Here is a 19,602-nt window from a genome sequence, read left to right on the forward strand (position 1 = left end):
TATTATGGCGAAAGAATTTGGTCGCCCACAGCGCGTTTCTCAGGAACTGCAAAAAGAAATTGCCATTATCCTGCAGCGTGAAATCAAAGATCCGCGTCTGGGCATGATGACCACCGTTTCCGGTGTTGAAGTCTCCCGTGACTTGGCCTATGCCAAAGTGTTCGTGACTTTCCTGAACGATAAAGACGAAGAAGCCATCAAAGAAGGCATCAAAGTTCTTCAGGACGCTTCCGGCTACATCCGCACTCTGGTTGGCAAAGCTATGCGTCTGCGCATCGTGCCTGAACTGACCTTCTTCTACGATAACTCGCTGGTTGAAGGGATGCGTATGTCCAACCTGGTCTCCAATGTCATCCGTCACGATGACGAGCGTCGCGTGAATACGGACGACAGCAAGGAGGATTGATGAGTCGTCCTCGTCGTCGCGGTCGTGATATACACGGCGTGCTGTTGCTGGATAAGCCTCAGGGTCTTTCCTCTAACGATGCGCTGCAAAAAGTAAAGCGCCTCTATAACGCTAACCGCGCGGGTCATACCGGCGCGCTGGATCCGCTGGCTACCGGCATGTTGCCTATCTGTCTGGGAGAGGCGACAAAGTTCTCTCAGTACCTGCTGGACTCCGATAAACGCTATCGGGTGATTGCACGTCTCGGGCAGCGTACCGATACGTCCGATGCCGATGGCACGGTAGTTGAAGAACGTCCGGTAACCTTTAGCGAGCAGGCTCTGGCGGATGCGCTGGAAAGTTTCCGCGGTGAAACTCAGCAGATCCCGTCGATGTATTCCGCGCTGAAATACCAGGGCAAGCCGCTTTACGAATACGCTCGCCAGGGCATTGAAGTCCCTCGTGAGTCGCGCGCTATCGTGGTCTATGAGCTGCTGTTTATTCGCCATGAAGGCAATGAGCTGGAGCTTGAAGTTCACTGCTCCAAAGGCACTTACATCCGTACCATCATTGACGATCTCGGGGAAAAGCTGGGCTGTGGGGCGCATGTTACTTTCCTGCGTCGCCTGGCGGTGAGTAAGTACCCGGTTGAGCGCATGGTGACGCTGGAGCAGCTCAATGAGCTGATTGAGCAGGCCCACCGGCAGGAGATTGCGCCTTCAGAGCTGCTTGACCCGCTGCTGATGCCAATGGACAGCCCTGCCTCAGATTTTCCGGTCGTTAACCTGCTGTCCGAAGTTGCCGTCTACTTTAAGAACGGCCAGCCGGTGCGGGTTAACGGCGTGCCTGCCGAAGGGCTGGTGCGGGTAACCGAAGGCGAAGAACACAAGTTTATCGGTATGGCCGAAATTGACGATGATGGCCGCGTTGCGCCGCGTCGTTTAGTGGTCGAATATCCAGTCTGACTTTTGCCGCTACCTTGCGGTAAAAGAGCGCTACAGGTAAAATAGCGCGGCTTAATATCCGGATAAGGTTTTTAACCTCGTCTGGCTATGCACTGGGGTTGCTGAATTAGAGATCGGCACCCTGTTTATTTATCTATAATTTTGGAGTTGAAAATGTCTCTAAGCGTTGAAGCTAAAGCTAAAATCGTTTCCGAGTTTGGTCGTGGTACTAACGACAGCGGTTCTACCGAAGTTCAGGTTGCACTGCTGACTGCTCAGATCAACCACCTGCAGGGTCACTTTGCAGAGCACAAAAAAGATCACCACAGCCGTCGTGGTCTGCTGCGTATGGTTTCTCAGCGTCGTAAACTGCTCGACTACCTGAAACGTAAAGATGTAGCACGTTACACCAGCCTGATCGAGCGTCTGGGTCTGCGTCGCTAATTCTTGCGAGTTTCAGAAAAAGGGGCCTGTAAGGGCCCCTTTTTTCAACCAGACGGCAGCAATTCTATGGAAACTAATGTATTGTTGCTGAGTGTGATCTTTATTGCAGAGGTTCGCGCGGCTAATGAGAGGCTTTACCCGCAGGAGAGTGGGTTAGGGTTGTCATTAGTCGCGAGGATGTGATGAAGATCGGGTATCAACGGCGGCGCGTGAAGCCACGTGCTGCCCGTCATTTTAAAGGATCTTATCTTGCTAAATCCGATCGTTCGTAAATTCCAGTATGGTCAACATACGGTCACTCTTGAGACCGGCATGATGGCTCGCCAGGCTACCGCTGCTGTGATGGTAAGCATGGATGACACCGCGGTATTCGTTACCGTTGTTGGCCAGAAAAAAGCGAAAGCAGGTCAGGACTTCTTCCCGCTGACCGTAAACTATCAGGAGCGTACCTACGCTGCTGGCCGTATCCCGGGTAGCTTCTTCCGTCGTGAAGGCCGTCCAAGCGAAGGCGAAACCCTGATCGCGCGTCTGATTGACCGCCCGGTTCGCCCTCTGTTCCCGGAAGGCTTCGTGAACGAAGTTCAGGTTATCGCGACCGTTGTTTCCGTTAACCCACAGGTTCACCCTGATATCGTTGCAATGATTGGCGCATCCGCTGCGCTGAGCCTGTCCGGTATTCCTTTCAACGGCCCAATCGGTGCCGCTCGTGTTGGTTACATCAATGACCAATACGTGCTGAACCCAACCGCTGACGAGCTGAAAACCAGCAAGCTGGATCTGGTTGTTGCCGGTACCGAAGGTGCTGTGCTGATGGTTGAGTCCGAAGCAGAACTGCTGAGCGAAGACCAGATGCTGGGCGCGGTGGTCTTTGGCCACGAGCAGCAGCAGATTGTTATCGAGAACATCAACTCTCTGGTTGCTGAAGCGGGCAAACCACGTTGGGATTGGCAGCCTGAAGCCGTTAACGAAGCGCTGAACGCGCGCGTTGCCGCTCTGGCTGAATCCCGTCTGAGCGATGCTTACCGCATCACTGAGAAACAAGAGCGTTATGCTCAGGTTGACGTCATCAAAGCTGACGTTATCGCAACCCTGACCGCAGAAGACGAGTCTCTGGACGCAGGCGAGCTGTCTGACATTCTGCACGCTATCGAGAAAAACGTTGTTCGTAGCCGTATTCTGGCTGGCGAGCTGCGTATTGATGGCCGTGAAAAAGACATGATTCGTGGTCTGGACGTTCGTACCGGCGTACTGCCGCGTACCCACGGTTCCGCTCTGTTCACCCGCGGTGAAACTCAGGCGCTGGTCACCGCGACTCTGGGTACTGCCCGTGACGCGCAGAACCTGGACGAGCTGATGGGCGAGCGTACCGACAGCTTCCTGTTCCACTACAACTTCCCTCCGTACTCCGTTGGTGAGACCGGTATGGTAGGTTCTCCGAAGCGTCGTGAAATTGGTCACGGCCGTCTGGCGAAGCGCGGCGTGCTGGCTGTTATGCCAGAAGCTGACAACTTCCCGTATACCGTGCGTGTGGTTTCTGAAATCACCGAATCTAACGGTTCTTCTTCTATGGCTTCCGTGTGTGGTGCTTCTCTGGCACTGATGGACGCAGGCGTGCCGATTAAAGCGGCCGTTGCGGGCATCGCGATGGGTCTGGTGAAAGAAGGCGATAACTTCGTTGTTCTGTCCGACATTCTGGGTGACGAAGATCACCTGGGCGACATGGACTTCAAAGTTGCCGGTAGCCGCGAAGGTATCTCTGCGCTGCAGATGGATATCAAAATTGAAGGCATCACCCGCGAAATCATGCAGGTTGCTCTGAACCAGGCTAAGGGTGCGCGTCTGCATATCCTGGGCGTAATGGAACAGGCTATCAACGCACCGCGTGGCGATATCTCTGAATTCGCACCGCGTATTCACACCATCAAAATCAACCCGGACAAGATCAAAGACGTGATCGGTAAGGGTGGTTCTGTGATTCGTGCGCTGACCGAAGAGACCGGCACTACCATCGAAATCGAAGACGACGGCACGGTGAAAATCGCTGCTACCGACGGCGACAAAGCGAAACACGCTATTCGTCGTATCGAAGAGATCACTGCTGAAATCGAAGTGGGCCGCATCTACAACGGTAAAGTAACCCGTATCGTTGACTTCGGCGCGTTCGTTGCTATCGGCGGCGGTAAAGAAGGTCTGGTTCACATCTCTCAAATCGCTGACAAGCGCGTTGAGAAAGTGACTGACTACCTGCAGATGGGTCAGGAAGTTCCGGTGAAAGTACTGGAAGTTGACCGTCAGGGCCGCGTTCGTTTAAGCATCAAAGAAGCAACCGAGCAGTCTCCGGCGGAAGGCGCAGCACCGGCTGCTCCAGAAGCTGAGTAAGGTTTGCCAATTTAGCTCTCCATGGAGACATGGAGAGCTGTTTGTTACGGGACCGGATGTCTCGTTTGCAGCCGGGGGACAGGACGTTCATCCATTTGTTGTCTTCGGGAGTAGGAAATGAAGCCTTTTTTGCGCTGGTGTTTCGTTGCGACAGCTATCACGCTGGCCGGATGCAGCAACTCTGCCTGGCGTAAGAACGAAGTATTAGCGGTGCCACTGCAGCCTACGTTGCAGCAAGAAGTGATTCTGGCACGCATGGAACAAATACTTGCCAGTCGGGCTTTAACCGATGACGAACGCGCACAGCTTTTATATGAGCGCGGAGTGTTGTATGATAGTCTCGGTCTGAGGGCTTTGGCGCGGAATGATTTTTCACAAGCGCTGGCCATCCGTCCCGATATGCCTGAAGTATTCAATTACTTAGGCATTTATTTAACGCAGGCAGGCAATTTTGATGCTGCCTATGAAGCGTTTGATTCTGTACTTGAGCTTGATCCAACTTACAACTACGCGCATTTAAATCGCGGTATCGCCCTCTATTACGGTGGTCGTTATCGTTTAGCGCAAGATGATCTGCTGGCGTTTTATCAAGACGATCCCAACGATCCTTTCCGTAGCCTGTGGCTCTATATTGCTGAACGCAATCTGGACGAAAAGCAGGCCAAAGTGGCGCTACAACAGCGTCTCGAGAAATCGGATAGAGAGCAATGGGGATGGAACATTGTCGAGTTCTACCTGGGCAACATTAGCGAAAAAGAGCTAATGGAACGCCTCAAGGCGGACGCAACGGATAACACCTCGCTCGCTGAGCATCTCAGTGAAACCAACTTCTATTTAGGTAAGTACTACCTAAGTCTGGGGGATAAGGACAGCGCCAAGGCACTGTTCAAGTTAGCGGTTGCTAACAACGTACACAACTACGTTGAGCATCGTTATGCATTGTTGGAATTAGCGCTCTTGGGCCAGGAGCAAGACGACCTGGCAGAATCGGACCAGCAATAGCTGACGAACAACGATCGTCCCATAAACTTTTTAACTAAAGTCATCACCTTAACGGGTGAGGGCGTTTTTGTTCGTTAATCAATCAAATTTGAGCCGGTTCACACTTTTCAATGAAAATTGCAGATCAATTTCACGATGAGTTACGTAGACTGGCCGCCATCAATGAGGCACATGTACTACATGACTGATATCATCGAAACCACTTTTTCTGATCTGGGGCTGCACGCCTCCATCATTCAGGCCCTGAACGATCTGGGCTACGAAAAGCCATCACCCATTCAGGCAGAGTGTATTCCACACCTGCTGAATGGCCGCGACGTTCTGGGCATGGCTCAGACCGGTAGCGGTAAAACCGCAGCGTTCTCTTTACCGCTGCTGAACAACCTCGATCCTGAGCTTAAAGCACCGCAAATCCTGGTGCTGGCGCCGACCCGCGAACTGGCGGTTCAGGTTGCAGAAGCCATGACGGATTTCTCTAAACATATGCATGGCGTTAACGTCGTGGCCCTGTACGGCGGCCAGCGTTATGACGTGCAGCTGCGCGCTCTGCGTCAGGGGCCACAGATTGTTGTCGGTACTCCGGGTCGTCTGCTGGACCACCTGAAACGCGGCACCCTGAACCTGTCCGGCCTGAAAGGTCTGGTACTGGACGAAGCGGATGAAATGCTGCGTATGGGCTTCATCGAAGACGTTGAAACCATCATGGCGCAGATCCCGGCTGAACATCAGACCGCGCTGTTCTCAGCAACCATGCCGGAAGCTATCCGTCGCATTACCCGTCGCTTCATGAAAGATCCTCAGGAAGTGCGCATTCAGTCAAGCGTAACCACTCGTCCGGACATCAGCCAGAGCTTCTGGTCTGTTTACGGCATGCGTAAAAATGAAGCGCTGGTTCGTTTCCTGGAAGCGGAAGACTTTGATGCGGCGATTATCTTCGTGCGTACCAAAAACGCGACTCTGGAAGTGGCCGAAGCGCTGGAGCGTAGCGGTTACAACAGCGCCGCGCTGAACGGCGACATGAACCAGGCCCTGCGTGAGCAGACTCTGGAGCGCCTGAAAGATGGTCGTCTGGACATCCTGATCGCAACCGACGTTGCGGCTCGTGGCCTGGACGTTGAGCGTATCAGCCTGGTTGTTAACTACGACATCCCGATGGACTCCGAGTCTTACGTTCACCGTATCGGTCGTACCGGTCGTGCTGGTCGTGCTGGTCGTGCGCTGCTGTTCGTTGAGAACCGTGAACGCCGCCTGCTGCGCAACATCGAGCGCACCATGAAGCTGACTATTCCTGAAGTAGAACTGCCAAACGCAGAACTGCTGAGCGAACGTCGCCTGGCTAAATTCGCCGCTAAAGTTCAGCAGCAGCTGGAAAGCAGCGATCTGGATCAGTACCGCGCGCTGCTGGCAAAAATTCAGCCTTCTTCTGAAGAAGAACTGGACATCGAAACGCTGGCCGCAGCTCTGCTGAAAATGGCTCAGGGTGAGCGTCCGCTTATCCTGCCACCGGATGCACCGATGCGCCCACGTCGCGAGTTCAAAGAACGTGACGATCGTTTCGAACGTCGCGGCGACCGTAACGATCGCGGCCCGCGCGGCGATCGTCCGGAGCGTGGTGGTGAAGACCGTCCGCGTCGTGAACGTCGTGAAGCTGGCGATATGGAACTGTACCGCATCGAAGTTGGCCGTGATGACGGCGTTGAAGTTCGTCACATCGTTGGCGCTATCGCTAACGAAGGCGACATCAGCAGCCGCTACATCGGTAACATCAAGCTGTTTGGCACCCACTCCACCATCGAGCTGCCGAAAGGCATGCCGGGTGAAGTTCTGCAGCACTTTACCCGCACTCGTATTCTCAACAAACCGATGAATATGCAGCTGCTGGGCGACGCGCAGCCACGTCCTGAGCGCAGCGGTGAACGCCGTGGCGGTCCTGCTCGTGAAGGCGGCCGTAGCTTCGGCGGTGAGCGTCGTGAAGGTGGCCGTGGTCCACGTCGCGATGGCGCTGGTGCCGGTGCTGGCGCGGGTCGTAGCTTCAGCGGCGAACGTCGTGAAGGCGGTCGCGGTCCACGTCGTGAAGACGGTGCGGCAACCGCACGTCGTCGCTTCGGTGATGCATAATTGACCTATAATCTGCCGCTCTGTTTCTGAGCGGCAGTGAAAAAGCCCTGGTTATTGCGACCGGGGCTTTTTTTTATCCCTTTTGTACTCATGTACTGGTACAATGAGCCGCGTCTGACAACTTCATTACGCTTTACCTCATTTTTCAGGGAACCCGATATGACAACTTTAACCACCACCGGCACCAGGCCCTCGCTTATCGGCGGCGTGATGATAATCGGTGGGACTATCATCGGCGCAGGGATGTTTTCGTTACCCGTGGTTATGTCGGGTGCCTGGTTCTTCTGGTCGCTGGCGGCGCTGGTTTTCACCTGGTTCTGCATGCTGCATTCCGGGCTGATGATCCTCGAAGCGAACCTTAACTACCGCATCGGCTCCAGCTTCGACACCATCACCAAAGACCTGCTTGGCAGAAGCTGGAATGCGGTAAACGGCCTGTCGATTGCGTTTGTCCTCTATATCCTGACCTACGCTTACATCTCGGCCAGCGGCTCTATCTTGCACCACACCTTTAGCGAAATGTCTCTGAACGTACCGGCGCGGCTTGCCGGTCTGGTGTTTGCTCTGGCGGTGGCGTTTATTGTCTGGCTGAGCACTAAAGCGGTAAGCCGGATGACCGCTATTGTGCTGGGCGCCAAGGTCATCACCTTCTTCCTGACTTTTGGCAGCCTGCTTGGGCACGTTACCCCGGTTACGTTGTTTAACGTCGCCGAGAGCAACGCTTCCTATACTCCTTATCTGCTGATGACGCTGCCGTTCTGCCTTGCCTCGTTTGGCTATCACGGCAACGTGCCGAGCCTGATGAAATACTACGGCAAAGATCCGCGCACCATCATCCGCTGCCTGGTATACGGCACGCTGCTCGCGCTGGTGCTGTACGCCATCTGGCTGCTGGGGACGATGGGCAACATTCCTCGTCCGGAGTTTATCGGCATTGCGGAAAAAGGCGGGAATATTGATGTTCTGGTACAGGCGCTCAGCGGCGTGCTGAACAGCCGTAGCCTGGATTTACTGCTGGTGGTGTTCTCTAACTTTGCGGTAGCAAGTTCGTTTCTCGGCGTGACTCTGGGCCTGTTTGACTACCTGGCCGATCTGTTTGGCTTTGATGATTCCGCTCTGGGTCGTCTGAAAACGGCGCTGCTGACTTTCCTGCCGCCGATTGTGGGGGGCCTGCTGTGGCCAAACGGCTTCCTGTATGCGATTGGTTATGCCGGGCTGGCGGCAACGATTTGGGCGGCGATTGTTCCGGCGCTGCTGGCCAGAGCTTCCCGTAAACGCTTTGGCAGCCCTAAGTTCCGGGTCTGGGGCGGTAAGCCGATGATTGCGCTGATTCTGGTGTTCGGCGTCGGCAACGCGGCTATCCATCTTCTTTCGACCTTCGATCTGCTGCCGGTCTACAAATAGCAGAATAGCGGCCCTCCCGTTGCGGGAGGGCCGGATGACAAACTAGCCCAACAATTCCTCTTTTACCTGCATCGCCAGATCGAATGAATGCAAACGAGCCTGGTGATCGAAGATCTGCCCGTTAACCATAATTTCATCCGCTTCGGTTTCACGCAGTACGGACTCAAGCCCGTGGCGAATTTTTGCCTTATCTCCCACCAGAGACATACTCAGCGCCTGCTGCACGCCGTATTGTTCTGACGCGGACCAGAGCTGGTGCATGTTTTCCACCGGCGGCGGCAGTTGCCCGGTTTCGCCCCGGCGCAGGCGAGTAAACGCCTGCTGCATCGAGGTAAACAGGAATTCTGCGTCACGGGTGCTGTCGGCGGCGATGATATTGATACACACCATCGCATAAGGTTTTGCCAGGCGTTCGGACGGCTTAAAGTTCTCGCGGTATAGCTGTAGAGCGCGGAACAGCATATCTGGCGCAAAATGCGAAGCGAAGGCAAACGGCAGGCCCAGTTGCGCCGCCAGTTGAGCGCTATACAGGCTGGAGCCAAGTAGCCACACCGGCACTTTCTCGCCATAGCCCGGAACCGGGCGTACGTGCGGATTAGGATCGCGGGCGTCAAACCAGTCCACCAGTTCCGCTACATCGCGGGGGAAGTTGTCCACATCGCCGCTCATATGGCGACGCAGCGCCATCATAGTGCGCTGATCGCTGCCCGGCGCGCGGCCAAGCCCGAGATCGATACGGCCAGGATACAGCGTATTAAGCGTCCCGAACTGCTCGGCAATCACCAGCGGAGAGTGGTTGGGCAGCATTACGCCGCCGGAACCCAAATGCAGCGTGGTGGTGTTTGCCGCCAGGTAGCCAATCAACACCGACGTTGCTGCGCTGGCGATGCCGACCATATTGTGGTGCTCGGCCAGCCAGTAGCGATGGTAGCCGCGCTTTTCAGCCAGCCGGGCAAGATCCAGAGAGTGGGAAAAGGCCTCGCGGGCGGAAGAGCCCTGAGGGATCGGCGCAAGATCCAGCACCGAGAAAGCAATATTTTTGTCAGTCATAACCGCTCACTTTTGTTACAGCGTAGTCATCAGATTGAAGGTCTTCTTCCAGCCTGGCGCAGGAATCCCGCACCGGCCAGAAAAGCTGCATCTTTAATAGTGCATTAGAAAATGACGATTATTGTTAACAAAGTGAGCTTTTATTATGCCTGTAACTCCAGCCCGGCAAGACGCCGCCAGTAGCCGTTACAGTCGCTGCGTACCGCCAGCGGCAGCGGCGCACTGCCGTTTTCGTTGGCGCGGAAGGCATCAAGCACGTCCAGCGTGCCTATGCCCATTGGGGAGAGGCGCACAATGTCCACCAGCCCCTGCATCGAAGCCAGCTCATTGCCGAGGTTATAGACATATCCGCTCATGGTCTGAATACCGTTGAGCACAAAGACCTGCTGCTGCTCCTGAGAACGCATATCCCGGCCGTTCGGGTACTTAATGCAGCAGGTTTCGCATTCATCTTTGGCGCGGTCTTCGGAGCGAGCTGTAAAGCAGCGTGCCGAATAGGCCAGCGGTAAATGGCCGTAGCTGAGCACCTCGACTTCAAATTTGTTGCGGATGCCCAGTTCATCGCACTGGTCCAGCATATTAGCCAGCCAGTCGCGGGAAAGCTCCACCGGCATGCACCAGCGCATCATTCCTTGCTTGTGCAGCAGGCGCAGCGTGACGGCGTTATAGCAGTTGAGCGCGTGCCCGGCAACGAACGGCAGTTTGCGCTCGGCTGCCATATTCACGCTGCCGATATCGTTAGCCTCAATCAGGAAGTCACCGTTTTCCACATAGCGTTTTAGCTCATTCAGCTCTGAAGGAGCCTGCACCAGCGCGAGGGTAGAAAGCACCACCTGCTTGCCCTCGTTTGCCAGCATTTTTGCCATATCCAGCCAGTCGCCGACTTTGGTGGCGCGACGTTTGCTGCACACCGCCTCCCCGAGATAAATGACATCGGCGCTGCTTTTTGCTGCGGCCTGGTAAAACTTTTCCAGCGTCTCTTTTGGCCAGTAGTAAAGCACCGGCCCTAATGAATATTTCATGCTGTTTCCTACTGCCATTTACGGTGATAGGCACCGAGAGTCGTTTGTGTTCCTTCGGCCATCGAACCGAGTGCTTCCATCCAGGCGGGCTGCGCCCGATAGTTTTGCGGGTCTGCCATACAGCGGTCGATAGCCTGCCGCCAGACCTTCGCTACCTGGGTAACATAGGCCGGGCTGCGCTGGCGACCTTCAATTTTCACCGAGGCGATATTCGCGGCCAGCAGCTCCGGCAGCAGTTCTAGCGTGTTCAGGCTGGTGGGTTCTTCAAGCGCGTGGTAGCGCTGGTCATCAACCAGATAGCGCCCTTTACACAACGTCGGGTAACCGGCGTTTTCGCCTTCCTCATAGCGGTCAATTAATACGTCGTTAAGGCGCGACTCAAGGCCCTGTGGCGTTTGCTGCCAGCGCACGAACCGGGCGGGCGAGCACGCGCCCACGGTGTTAGGCGACTCGCCCGTCAGGTAAGAGGAGAGATAGCAGCGGCCTTCGGCCATAATGCACAGGCTGCCAAAGGCAAATACTTCAAGCGGAACCGGGGTCACGCGGGCGAGCTGTTTTACCTGGTGGATGGAAAGCACGCGCGGGAGCACCACGCGGGCGACATCAAAATTGCGATGATAAAAACGGATCGCTTCTTCATTGGTTGCCGAAGCCTGCACTGAAACATGGCGCTCAATATGCGGATAACGTTCAGCGGCATATTCCAGCATCGCCAGGTCGGCAAGAATTAATGCATCGGCACCAAGCTGGGCGGCCATATCGACCGCACGCTGCCAGCGCACATAACCGTCCGGGTGCGCAAAAGTATTGATAGCAATATGCAGCTTGCGGCGGCGCTGGTGCACATAGCTTACGGCTTCCTGGAGCTTTTTCTCGGTGAAGTTAAGTCCGGCAAAGTGGCGTGCATTTGTGTCATCTTTCAGGCCGATGTAGACCGCATCCGCGCCGTTATCAATGGCCGCTTTCAGCGCCGGGAGGTTTCCGGCTGGGCAAAGCAACTCCATAATTTATCCTGAATCTTAGGGGGCCGCAGCGTATGCTGGCCCTCGCTGCGCGGGGATGGCAGCAAAATTGTTAACGAACCGGGATTTTAGTTAACCTGTCGGCGACAATTTTTGATTTGGGGCAGAGAAAGGCGTATTGCTTAGAGTGAGCGCCCCCAATTCGCCTCTTATGCAACCTGCGGAATTGTTGATTTGACGCGCTATAAGGAATTGTCGTTATGGCAAAATAGCGGCAAATTTTTAAAAGGAGTCAAGCCCGTGTTAGATAAACTGCGTTCTCACCTGGTTCAGGTTGGTCCTTCTCTGCTGCGGGTACCGGTCAGGATGACCCCCTTTGCCGTCAAACGTCAGGTACTGGAGCAGGTACTCGGCTGGCAGTTCCGTCAGGCACTCCAGGATGGCGAACTGGACTTTCTTGAAGGGCGCTGGCTAAGTATTGAGGTTCGCGATCTCGGGCTGAAGTGGTTTACTTCCGTTGAGGACAATAAGCTGCTGGTGTGCGACGATGCGCCAGCGGACGTAAGCTTTAGCGCCGAGGCTAATGACCTGCTGCTGATAGCCGCGCGTAAGCAAGACCCGGATACCTTGTTCTTCCAGCGTCGTTTGCTTATTGAAGGCGATACGGAACTCGGGTTATATGTGAAGAATCTAATGGATGCCATTGAGCTGGATGCGATGCCTAAACCGCTGCGCATCGTGCTGCTTCAGCTGGCTGATTTTGTTGAGGCGGGTTTGAAACATAACGCCGCCGCTGAAAGTAATTCGATAGGTGAGCCATGTTAATTCGTGTAGAGATCCCCATTGATGCCCCCGGCATCGACGCGCTGCTGCGTCGCTCTTTTGAAGGCGAAGGTGAAGCCGGGCTGGTCAGAGCGCTGCGGGAAGATGGGCTATTAACCCTGGGGCTCGTCGCAACCGATGACGAAGGCCAGGTTATCGGCTACGTTGCTTTCAGCCCTGTGGCGGTGGAAGGCGAAGAGTTGCAGTGGGTTGGGCTTGCTCCTCTGGCGGTAGACGAGTCCGTTCGCGGGCAGGGCATTGCTAAACAGCTGGTCTACGAAGGGCTGGACTCGCTCAATGAGTTTGGCTATGCCGCTGTCGTCACGCTTGGCTCCCCTGAAATGTACGGCAAACTCGGCTTCCAGCCGGCTGCTCGCTTCGGCCTGCGCTGCGGCTGGCCGGGCACGGAAACGGCGTTCCAGATCCATCCTCTGGCCGACGATGCGTTAAACGGGGTAGAAGGCCTGGTGGAGTATTCAGACCACTTCAATCGCTTTTAGTCCGTTTTCCCTTGAAGACTTGCCAGCAGGTCTTCAAGGGTTACCTTCCCGTCCACCAGCCGTTCTTTCTGGGTTTTACTGAGCTGTTTAATGCGATATTCGGCCCGCAGCGCCTGCGAGCGGTCGCCTATTGGCTGGTGGAACACCAGCGTTAACTCCCCTTTGCCGCGCAGCGCCTTTGCGCCTTTCCCCGCCTGATGTTCGGCGAAGCGGCGCGACACATCGGTGGTGATGCCGGTATAGAGACGGTTATCGGTGCAGCGAATTAAATAGAGATACCAGGAAGTCATAGGGCGGGCGCATAATTAACATTTGCCGCAGAGTATCACTGTTCAGGTTTACGATGGAATCACTCAATGCCATCAGCCGCTGGCTGACAAAACAGCACGTTCTGACCTATTGCGTGGGCGGTGGGGAATCGCTCTGGTGCGCCAACGCCTTTTATATTTTTGACGCCGGGCGGGTCGCATTTTATCTGCTCAGCGAAACCAGCTCGCGCCACGGTGAGCTAATTGGCCAGCAGTCGCCCGTAGCGGGGACGGTGAACGGCCAGCCAAAAACCGTAGCGCTAATTCGCGGCTTACAATTTCGCGGTGAAATTCGCCTGTTGAGCGAAGACGAGTCTGCCAGCTACCGCAGCCGCTACCTTAAACGCTTTCCGATTGCGCGCGTGATGTCGGCTCCTATGTGGGAAATCCGCCTCGATGAGCTGAAAATGACCGACAACACGCTCGGTTTTGGCAAGAAGCTACACTGGTTACGAGAAGCCTAGCGGCCCAGCAGGATCAGGGCTTCGCGGTTAAAGGCCGGAAGATCGTCTGGCGTTCTGCTGGTGACCAACTGATGCCCGTCGATGACCACTTCCTGGTCGTAAAAATCAGCCCCGGCATTTTTCACGTCGATGACAATGGGTTTTACAGCAGTAAGCTTTCTGCCGCGTATCACATCCGCGCTAATCAGCAATTGTGGGCCATGGCAGATGGCAAAGACTGGTTTTCCGGAATGAACAAAGTCACGGGTGAAGGTAACAAATCGGTCATCGCCGCGCAGGGCGTCCGGGGAGTGTCCTCCGGGTAGAAGAAGGGCATCGAAGTCGGCAGGGCGAACTTCATCAATGCCTTTGTCTATTTTCACCCTGGCTTCGCCTTTCTTGCCGGTAACCGTTTTTCCGGCTCGCTTCTCAATAGTAATAACCTGATGTCCAGCTTGCCTGAATTCCTCAGCCGGTGAGGTGAATTCAGAATCCTCAAACTCGTCGGTAATCAGAACTGCAATTTTCTTGCTCATCTTTCCTCCGTTGTGTTTGTCACACTACTAAGCCTGGACTACCATGCTGACATTGCAAGCGCTCAACGCGAACGGGGGGGCATTATGAGTCGAATCTTAATAACCGGCGCAACCGGGCTTATAGGCGGGCATTTACTTCGCCTGCTTAATGACGACCCGCGTATCACTTCTGTTGCCGCACCTACCCGGCGGCCGCTTGCGGTCACGATGGATAAGGTTGTTAACCCGCACGATCCTCAGCTTTCAGACGCGCTTTTACATGTCACCGGGCCTGTCGACACGGTATTTTGCTGCCTGGGCACCACTATCCGCGAAGCCGGAAGCAAAGAGGCCTTTGTGCTCGTGGACTATACGCTGGTGGTCGACACGGCTATAGCCGGGCTGCGGCTCGGGGCCAGGCATATGCTGGTGGTCAGCGCGCTGGGGGCGAATAGCCGCTCGCCGTTTTTCTACAATCGGGTAAAAGGCGAGATGGAAGACGCGCTGATAGCTCAGAACTGGGCAAGGTTGACGATCGCCCGTCCTTCAATGCTGCTGGGGCATCGTGAATCTAAGCGCCTTAATGAATCATTAATGGCTCCGCTGTTTAAGCTGCTGCCGGGTAAGTTCAAAGCGATTGAGGCGTGCGATGTCGCACGAGCGATGCTGGAGGAAGCGCTTAATCCTTCCCATGAAGGCGTTGCCATTCTTGATTCTAAGCAGTTGCGGGAGCGGGCTGGCGCGAAATAAAAAAGCCCCGAGGGGCTTTTTAACGTAAATGATGAATGACCTGGTTACTGCTGCCGCGCCAGATAAGCGCCGGATCTTTTAAATCCTGTACAAACTTGCCGTCTACCAGCACGTTTATCAAATCAACAACTTCGCGCTGAGTCGCCGTCAGCTCATCGATTTTATAGCCTGTCCACACCCAGATATCCTTCCCGGGGCACTCGGCCCGCACGCGCTGCACCAGCCTGAGAATTTCCGGTACGTTCTGCGGATGCAGCGGATCGCCGCCGGAAAGCGACAGCCCCTGGCGCTTAACGCGGGAATCGTTAAGGTCGGCGATGATGCGGTCGGCCATCTCTGCGGTGAACGGCATACCGGAATTCAGCCGCCAGGTGCTCTTGTTATAACAGCCGGGGCACTCGTGCACGCAGCCTGAAACAAACAGCGTGCAGCGGGTGCCGGGTCCATTGACGATGTCGACGGGATAATACTGGTGATAATTCATTGAATTGGCCTGATACTCGAACGGTTCCCTCTCCCCTGAGGGGAGAGGGCCGGGGTGAGGGGAATTGTTCTATTTAACCAATCTGCCCGTTGCCCAGGTGTTTCACGCGCCGCTTCACTTCTTCCTGCTTACCGGCGTTAAACGGCCTGGCGTCCGGGCTGCCAAGGTAACCGCAAACGCGACGGGTGACCGAAACGCGCGCCGCGTCGTGGTTGCCGCATTTAGGGCAGGTAAAGCCTTTGCTGGTACATTCGAACTCGCCGGTAAAGCCGCATTCGTAGCACTCGTCGATTGGCGTATTGGTGCCGTAATAAGGAACGTGCTTATAGCTGTAATCCCATACGTCCTCCAGCGCCCGCAGGTTGTGCTGGATATTCGGGTACTCGCCGTAGCAAATGAAGCCGCCGTTGGCTAAAGGCGGGTACGGTGTCTCAAAGTCGATTTTATCGTACGGGTTAACTTTCTTCTCAACGTCGAGATGGAAGCTGTTGGTGTAGTAGCCTTTGTCGGTCACGCCCGGCACCACGCCAAACTCGGCGGTATCAAGGCGGCAGAAACGGTCGCACAGGTTTTCGCTCGGGGTGCTGTAGAGGCTGAAGCCGTAGCCCGTTTCTTCTTTCCAGCTGTCGGTTGCTTCACGCAGGCGCGTGACGATGGCAACGGCTTTCTCGCGCAGCGCTTCGCTGTCGTAAACGTGCTGGTTACCAAATAGCGCGTTAACCGTTTCGTGAATGCCGATATAGCCCAGAGAGATAGAAGCGCGGCCGTTTTTGAAGATCTCGGAAACATCGTCGTCGGCTTTCAGACGCACGCCGCAGGCCCCTTCCATATACAGAATGGGCGCTACGCGGGCTTTAACGCCTTCAAGGCGTGCAATGCGGGTCATCAGCGCTTTACGAGCCAGCTGCAGGCGGTCATCCAGCAGCTTCCAGAATGCCTCTTCGCTGGCTTTAGCTTCCAGCGCAATGCGCGGCAGGTTAAGGCTGATGACGCCGAGGTTATTACGCCCGTCGTGAATTTGCTCGCCGTTTTCCTCATATACTCCGAGGAAGCTGCGGCAGCCCATTGGCGTTTTAAACGAGCCGGTCACTTTAACGACCTGATCGTAGTTAAGAATATCCGGGTACATGCGTTTGGATGCGCACTCGAGCGCCAGCTGTTTGATGTCGTAGTTGGCATCGCCGAACTTGTGATTCAGGCCGTCGCGAATAGCAAAGACCAGTTTCGGGAACACCGCCGTCTTGCGGTTTTTGCCGAGGCCCGCGATGCGGTTACGCAGGATAGAAGTCTGGATCAGGCGTGACTCCCAGCTGGTGCCAAGCCCAAAACCAAAGGTCACAAACGGCGTCTGGCCGTTGGCGGTATGCAGCGTATTCACTTCATACTCGAGCGACTGGAAGGCGTCATAGCACTCTTTTTCGGTGCGGGAGTGGGCGTAACCTTCCGCGTCCGGGATCTGCCACTCTTCGGCCACTTTACGGTGCTTGTTAAAGCTTTCGGTCACAAACGGCGCCAGCACTTCGTCGATGCGGTTAATCGTGGTGCCGCCGTAAATGTGGCTGGCGACCTGGGCGATAATCTGGGCGGTTACCGCCGTTGCGGTGGAGATAGACTTCGGCGGCTCGATTTCCGCATTACCCATTTTAAAGCCGTGGGTCAGCATGCCTTTCAGATCGATCAACATGCAGTTGAACATCGGGAAGAACGGCGAGTAATCGAGATCGTGATAATGAATATCCCCGCGCTCGTGAGCCAGGACGACATCGCGCGGCAGCAGGTGCTGTTTGGCATAATGCTTGGCCACGATCCCGGCCAGCAGATCGCGCTGGGTTGGGATAACTTTGCTGTCTTTGTTGGCGTTCTCGTTAAGCAGGGCGGAGTTCGTTTGCTCAACCAGACCGCGAATTTCCTGATTCAGGCGGCCACGTTTTTCGCGTTCGATATCGCGATCGTGGCGATATTCGATATAGGCGCGCGCCAGCTGCTTGTAGTTACCGGCCATCAGCTGGTTTTCTACCGCTGTCTGAATTTCTCCGATGTCTACCTGGCTGCGGCCCGCCATTTGGGCGCTGACGACATCTGCGACGGTGGCGCAATAGTCCGCGTCATCGACTCCCGCTGCTTTAGCTGCACGCAGAATAGCTTCTCTGATGCGCTCTGAAGTGAAAGGTACTTTGCACCCGTCTCTTTTCATCACATGCGGTGTCATTGTCTCTCCATTTTTATAAAAGGTTATCCACAAAGGATGGGAGGCTCCGGGAGCGCGTAGCTATTTGTCCTGCCATAGACTTCCCGAAGTGCGGCCCTGTTTATCCACAGATAATCCCCAGATTTATCCCTGAGGTGCTGTAGCTATATTAGTCGATAGATACAACATGTAGGGCCGGGATGCATTTTAAGTTCTATATATAGTGATTTGCATCAAACATGTTTACCATTTTATTGATGCAGAACAAGGTAAATCGGAGGCGGTAGAAACGGTGGGCGTTCGCAAAAAAAAGTAAATTAACGGCGGAATTTTTCGTTTAAATATTCAACGAATACGGCCGTTCTGGGAGGGAGTTTTCCGCCGGCATACTTCATCCAAAGCTGCTGCGGCGCGGGCGTGTACTCTTTCAGAATTGCCTTAAGCCGGCCTTCCTCCACGAGCTTATCCAGATACCAGTCTGCCAGGCAAATAATGCCCATTCCTGAAAGTGCCGCGTCGACCAGCGAATCAGGTGACGTGGTGATAAACCACGAAGAGGCTTCGTCTATCAGCGAGTCATCATCCAGCCAGTGCTGCAGGCGACCCGTGCCGGGATTACGGTGCACAAGGCAGCGGTGATGCAACATTTCTTCCGGCTTTTGTGGTGTACCGTAGCGTTCAAGGTAGGAGGGCGTTGCCGCCACTATCGTTTTGCTTTCATAAAGTTCGCGTGCCACTACGCGGCTATCGCGCACGGTTCGGTGCCCAATGGCAATATCTATCCGCTCACCAATCAGATTAACGCTGCGGGCTTCCATGGAGAGTTCGATGCGTATCTGCGGATAGCGCCGCTGGAATTCGCTCATCAGGGGCATGAGGCGGTGGCGGCCAAAGCCGGGAATAACGCTAATTCTCAGCAGGCCCGCAGGTTCCGACTTCGGGTTAACCAGCGCCTGATTCAACGCCTGCCATAGCGGGGCAACCTGCTCCCGCAGCGCCATGCCTTCTTCGGTTAGCACCACAAAGTGCGTATTGCGCCCAAAAAGCACGATGCCCAGGCGTTGCTCAAGCTGGCGCACGTTTTTACTCACCGCCGCCGGCGTAATGCCCAGCTGGCGCGCCGCCGCTGAAAAGCTTTGGCAGTCCGCCGCGGCCAGAAACGCGGGAATGAGCCGATGAACATCCGGTGGAAGCGCCATGTTTATAACCTTTAGTTGAAACAGATATGCCCTGATACAGACTACAGGTAAGTCCTGCTATCTGAAAAGATAGCGACATCACAAAGCATAAAGGGCAGGAAAATGAAAAAGGTTCTGGTTCTGGCGGCGCACCGCTACCCTGAAAAATCTCGTATTAACCATGCGGCGGTCGAAGCGCTCAGCGGTTTGGCAGATGTCACCGTACATGAGCTGATGCGGGCATACCCGGATTTCAATATTGATGTTGAGCGCGAGCAAAAATTGCTGTGTGAGCATGATGCTATCGTGATGCTGTTTCCGTTCTGGTGGTACAGCTCGCCGGCTATCCTGAAAGAATGGCAGGATCATGTACTGAGCTACGGGTTTGCCTACGGCAGCGATGGCAAGGCGTTGCACGGTAAAAAACTGCTGGTTGCCACCTCTACCGGCGGCTCCGCTCAGGCCTACACCCCGGAAGGTTATAATCAGTATGCAGTGGAAGCACTGCTGCTGCCGTTCCATGCCATTGCGAATAAAACCGGCATGATCTGGCAGCAACCTGCGCTGGTGCAGGGCGCCAACGACATTACCGACCCACTGATTGATGAAGGCGTGAACTACTGGCTAAGCCGGGTGAATGAGCTGAAAGGCTAACAAGGCTTGCCCCTCACCCCGGCCACTTTGCAAAGCGGCAGGGGGAAGGG

At 55.1% G+C, this 19,602-nt stretch carries 21 protein-coding genes; 13 read left to right on the plus strand and 8 right to left on the minus strand.

Annotation, left to right across the window (positions count from 1 at the left end; genetic code table 11):
- Positions 1 to 4 precede the first annotated feature (4 nt).
- From rbfA to mtr, 8 genes are all read left to right on the plus strand, one after another.
- Positions 5 to 406: a 30S ribosome-binding factor RbfA gene (rbfA, locus tag FOC35_RS11230; protein WP_016538362.1), complete on the plus strand. Its 402-nt coding sequence runs from the start codon at positions 5 to 7 to the stop codon at positions 404 to 406.
- Complete coding sequence (gene truB, locus FOC35_RS11235; RefSeq protein ID WP_172568910.1) at positions 406 to 1,350, plus strand: tRNA pseudouridine(55) synthase TruB; 945 nt, start codon at positions 406 to 408, stop codon at positions 1,348 to 1,350. The genes rbfA and truB overlap by 1 nt, the downstream gene beginning before the upstream one ends.
- A 153-nt stretch (positions 1,351 to 1,503) precedes the next feature.
- Positions 1,504 to 1,773, plus strand: a complete 270-nt coding sequence (rpsO, locus tag FOC35_RS11240) for a 30S ribosomal protein S15 (protein ID WP_002434239.1) — start codon at positions 1,504 to 1,506, stop codon at positions 1,771 to 1,773.
- 249 nt (positions 1,774 to 2,022) lie between these two features.
- Positions 2,023 to 4,152 carry a polyribonucleotide nucleotidyltransferase gene (pnp, locus tag FOC35_RS11245; RefSeq protein ID WP_039898858.1) on the plus strand — a complete coding sequence of 710 codons (2,130 nt, stop codon included), beginning with the start codon at positions 2,023 to 2,025 and terminating at the stop codon, positions 4,150 to 4,152.
- A gap of 117 nt (positions 4,153 to 4,269) precedes the next feature.
- Positions 4,270 to 5,154: a lipoprotein NlpI gene (nlpI, locus tag FOC35_RS11250; RefSeq protein WP_008454770.1), complete on the plus strand. Its 885-nt coding sequence runs from the start codon at positions 4,270 to 4,272 to the stop codon at positions 5,152 to 5,154.
- 110 nt (positions 5,155 to 5,264) lie between these two features.
- Entirely contained in the window at positions 5,265 to 5,342 is a 78-nt protein-coding gene (yrbN, locus tag FOC35_RS11255; protein WP_099458804.1) for a protein YrbN, read from the plus strand.
- The gene (locus FOC35_RS11260) at positions 5,335 to 7,272 is read left to right on the plus strand and encodes a DEAD/DEAH family ATP-dependent RNA helicase (protein WP_039898857.1); all 1,938 of its coding nucleotides are present in this window, start codon (positions 5,335 to 5,337) and stop codon (positions 7,270 to 7,272) included. The genes yrbN and FOC35_RS11260 overlap by 8 nt, the downstream gene beginning before the upstream one ends.
- Before the next feature lie 159 nt (positions 7,273 to 7,431).
- The gene (gene mtr, locus FOC35_RS11265; RefSeq protein WP_172568911.1) at positions 7,432 to 8,676 is read left to right on the plus strand and encodes a tryptophan permease; all 1,245 of its coding nucleotides are present in this window, start codon (positions 7,432 to 7,434) and stop codon (positions 8,674 to 8,676) included.
- 42 nt (positions 8,677 to 8,718) lie between these two features.
- Here mtr and FOC35_RS11270 read toward each other — a convergent pair whose 3' ends face one another.
- From FOC35_RS11270 to FOC35_RS11280, 3 genes are all read right to left on the minus strand, one after another.
- A complete protein-coding gene (locus FOC35_RS11270) occupies positions 8,719 to 9,726 on the minus strand; it encodes a luciferase-like monooxygenase (RefSeq protein ID WP_016538356.1) in 1,008 nt (335 codons plus the stop codon).
- Positions 9,727 to 9,869: 143 nt separating this feature from the next.
- Complete coding sequence (locus FOC35_RS11275; RefSeq protein WP_172568912.1) at positions 9,870 to 10,748, minus strand: U32 family peptidase; 879 nt, start codon at positions 10,746 to 10,748, stop codon at positions 9,870 to 9,872.
- An 8-nt stretch (positions 10,749 to 10,756) separates the two neighbouring features.
- Positions 10,757 to 11,752 (minus strand): peptidase U32 family protein, encoded by a 996-nt coding sequence (locus FOC35_RS11280; protein WP_172568913.1) that lies wholly within the window; start codon positions 11,750 to 11,752, stop codon positions 10,757 to 10,759.
- A gap of 258 nt (positions 11,753 to 12,010) precedes the next feature.
- On the opposite strand from FOC35_RS11280, the gene FOC35_RS11285 reads away from it, so the two are divergent.
- Positions 12,011 to 12,535, plus strand: coding sequence for an SCP2 domain-containing protein (locus tag FOC35_RS11285; RefSeq protein ID WP_039898854.1), 525 nt, complete (start codon positions 12,011 to 12,013; stop codon positions 12,533 to 12,535).
- On the plus strand, positions 12,529 to 13,032 hold the full coding sequence (locus tag FOC35_RS11290; RefSeq protein WP_016538352.1) for a GNAT family N-acetyltransferase: 504 nt from the start codon (positions 12,529 to 12,531) through the stop codon (positions 13,030 to 13,032). Before FOC35_RS11285 ends, FOC35_RS11290 begins: the two co-directional genes overlap by 7 nt.
- Here the strand turns inward: FOC35_RS11290 and FOC35_RS11295 are convergent.
- Positions 13,029 to 13,322, minus strand: coding sequence for a GIY-YIG nuclease family protein (locus FOC35_RS11295; protein WP_172568914.1), 294 nt, complete (start codon positions 13,320 to 13,322; stop codon positions 13,029 to 13,031). The two genes, FOC35_RS11290 and FOC35_RS11295, sit on opposite strands and share 4 nt — an antisense overlap.
- A 53-nt stretch (positions 13,323 to 13,375) precedes the next feature.
- Here FOC35_RS11295 and FOC35_RS11300 point away from each other — a divergent pair, with 53 nt between their 5' ends.
- Positions 13,376 to 13,804: a YhbP family protein gene (locus FOC35_RS11300; protein WP_016538350.1), complete on the plus strand. Its 429-nt coding sequence runs from the start codon at positions 13,376 to 13,378 to the stop codon at positions 13,802 to 13,804.
- Here FOC35_RS11300 and FOC35_RS11305 read toward each other — a convergent pair.
- Positions 13,801 to 14,319, minus strand: coding sequence for a type 1 glutamine amidotransferase domain-containing protein (locus FOC35_RS11305; RefSeq protein ID WP_016538349.1), 519 nt, complete (start codon positions 14,317 to 14,319; stop codon positions 13,801 to 13,803). The genes FOC35_RS11300 and FOC35_RS11305 overlap by 4 nt on opposite strands.
- 84 nt (positions 14,320 to 14,403) lie before the next feature.
- Here FOC35_RS11305 and FOC35_RS11310 point away from each other — a divergent pair, with 84 nt between their 5' ends.
- Entirely contained in the window at positions 14,404 to 15,048 is a 645-nt protein-coding gene (locus FOC35_RS11310) for an NAD(P)H-binding protein (protein WP_172568915.1), read from the plus strand.
- 19 nt (positions 15,049 to 15,067) lie between these two features.
- On the opposite strand, the gene nrdG is transcribed toward FOC35_RS11310, so the two are convergent.
- From nrdG to FOC35_RS11325, 3 genes are all read right to left on the minus strand, one after another.
- On the minus strand, positions 15,068 to 15,532 hold the full coding sequence (nrdG, locus tag FOC35_RS11315; protein WP_172568916.1) for an anaerobic ribonucleoside-triphosphate reductase-activating protein: 465 nt from the start codon (positions 15,530 to 15,532) through the stop codon (positions 15,068 to 15,070).
- Positions 15,533 to 15,605: 73 nt separating this feature from the next.
- Positions 15,606 to 17,741, minus strand: coding sequence for an anaerobic ribonucleoside-triphosphate reductase (gene nrdD, locus FOC35_RS11320; RefSeq protein ID WP_172568917.1), 2,136 nt, complete (start codon positions 17,739 to 17,741; stop codon positions 15,606 to 15,608).
- 296 nt (positions 17,742 to 18,037) lie between these two features.
- Positions 18,038 to 18,919 carry a LysR family transcriptional regulator gene (locus tag FOC35_RS11325; protein ID WP_172568918.1) on the minus strand — a complete coding sequence of 294 codons (882 nt, stop codon included), beginning with the start codon at positions 18,917 to 18,919 and terminating at the stop codon, positions 18,038 to 18,040.
- Positions 18,920 to 19,021: 102 nt separating this feature from the next.
- On the opposite strand from FOC35_RS11325, the gene FOC35_RS11330 reads away from it, so the two are divergent.
- Positions 19,022 to 19,552, plus strand: coding sequence for an NAD(P)H-dependent oxidoreductase (locus FOC35_RS11330; protein WP_172568919.1), 531 nt, complete (start codon positions 19,022 to 19,024; stop codon positions 19,550 to 19,552).
- The last annotated feature ends 50 nt before the right edge of the window (positions 19,553 to 19,602 follow it).

The organism is Cedecea sp. FDAARGOS_727, assembly GCF_012273235.1.
GTDB lineage: Bacteria > Pseudomonadota > Gammaproteobacteria > Enterobacterales > Enterobacteriaceae > Cedecea > Cedecea davisae.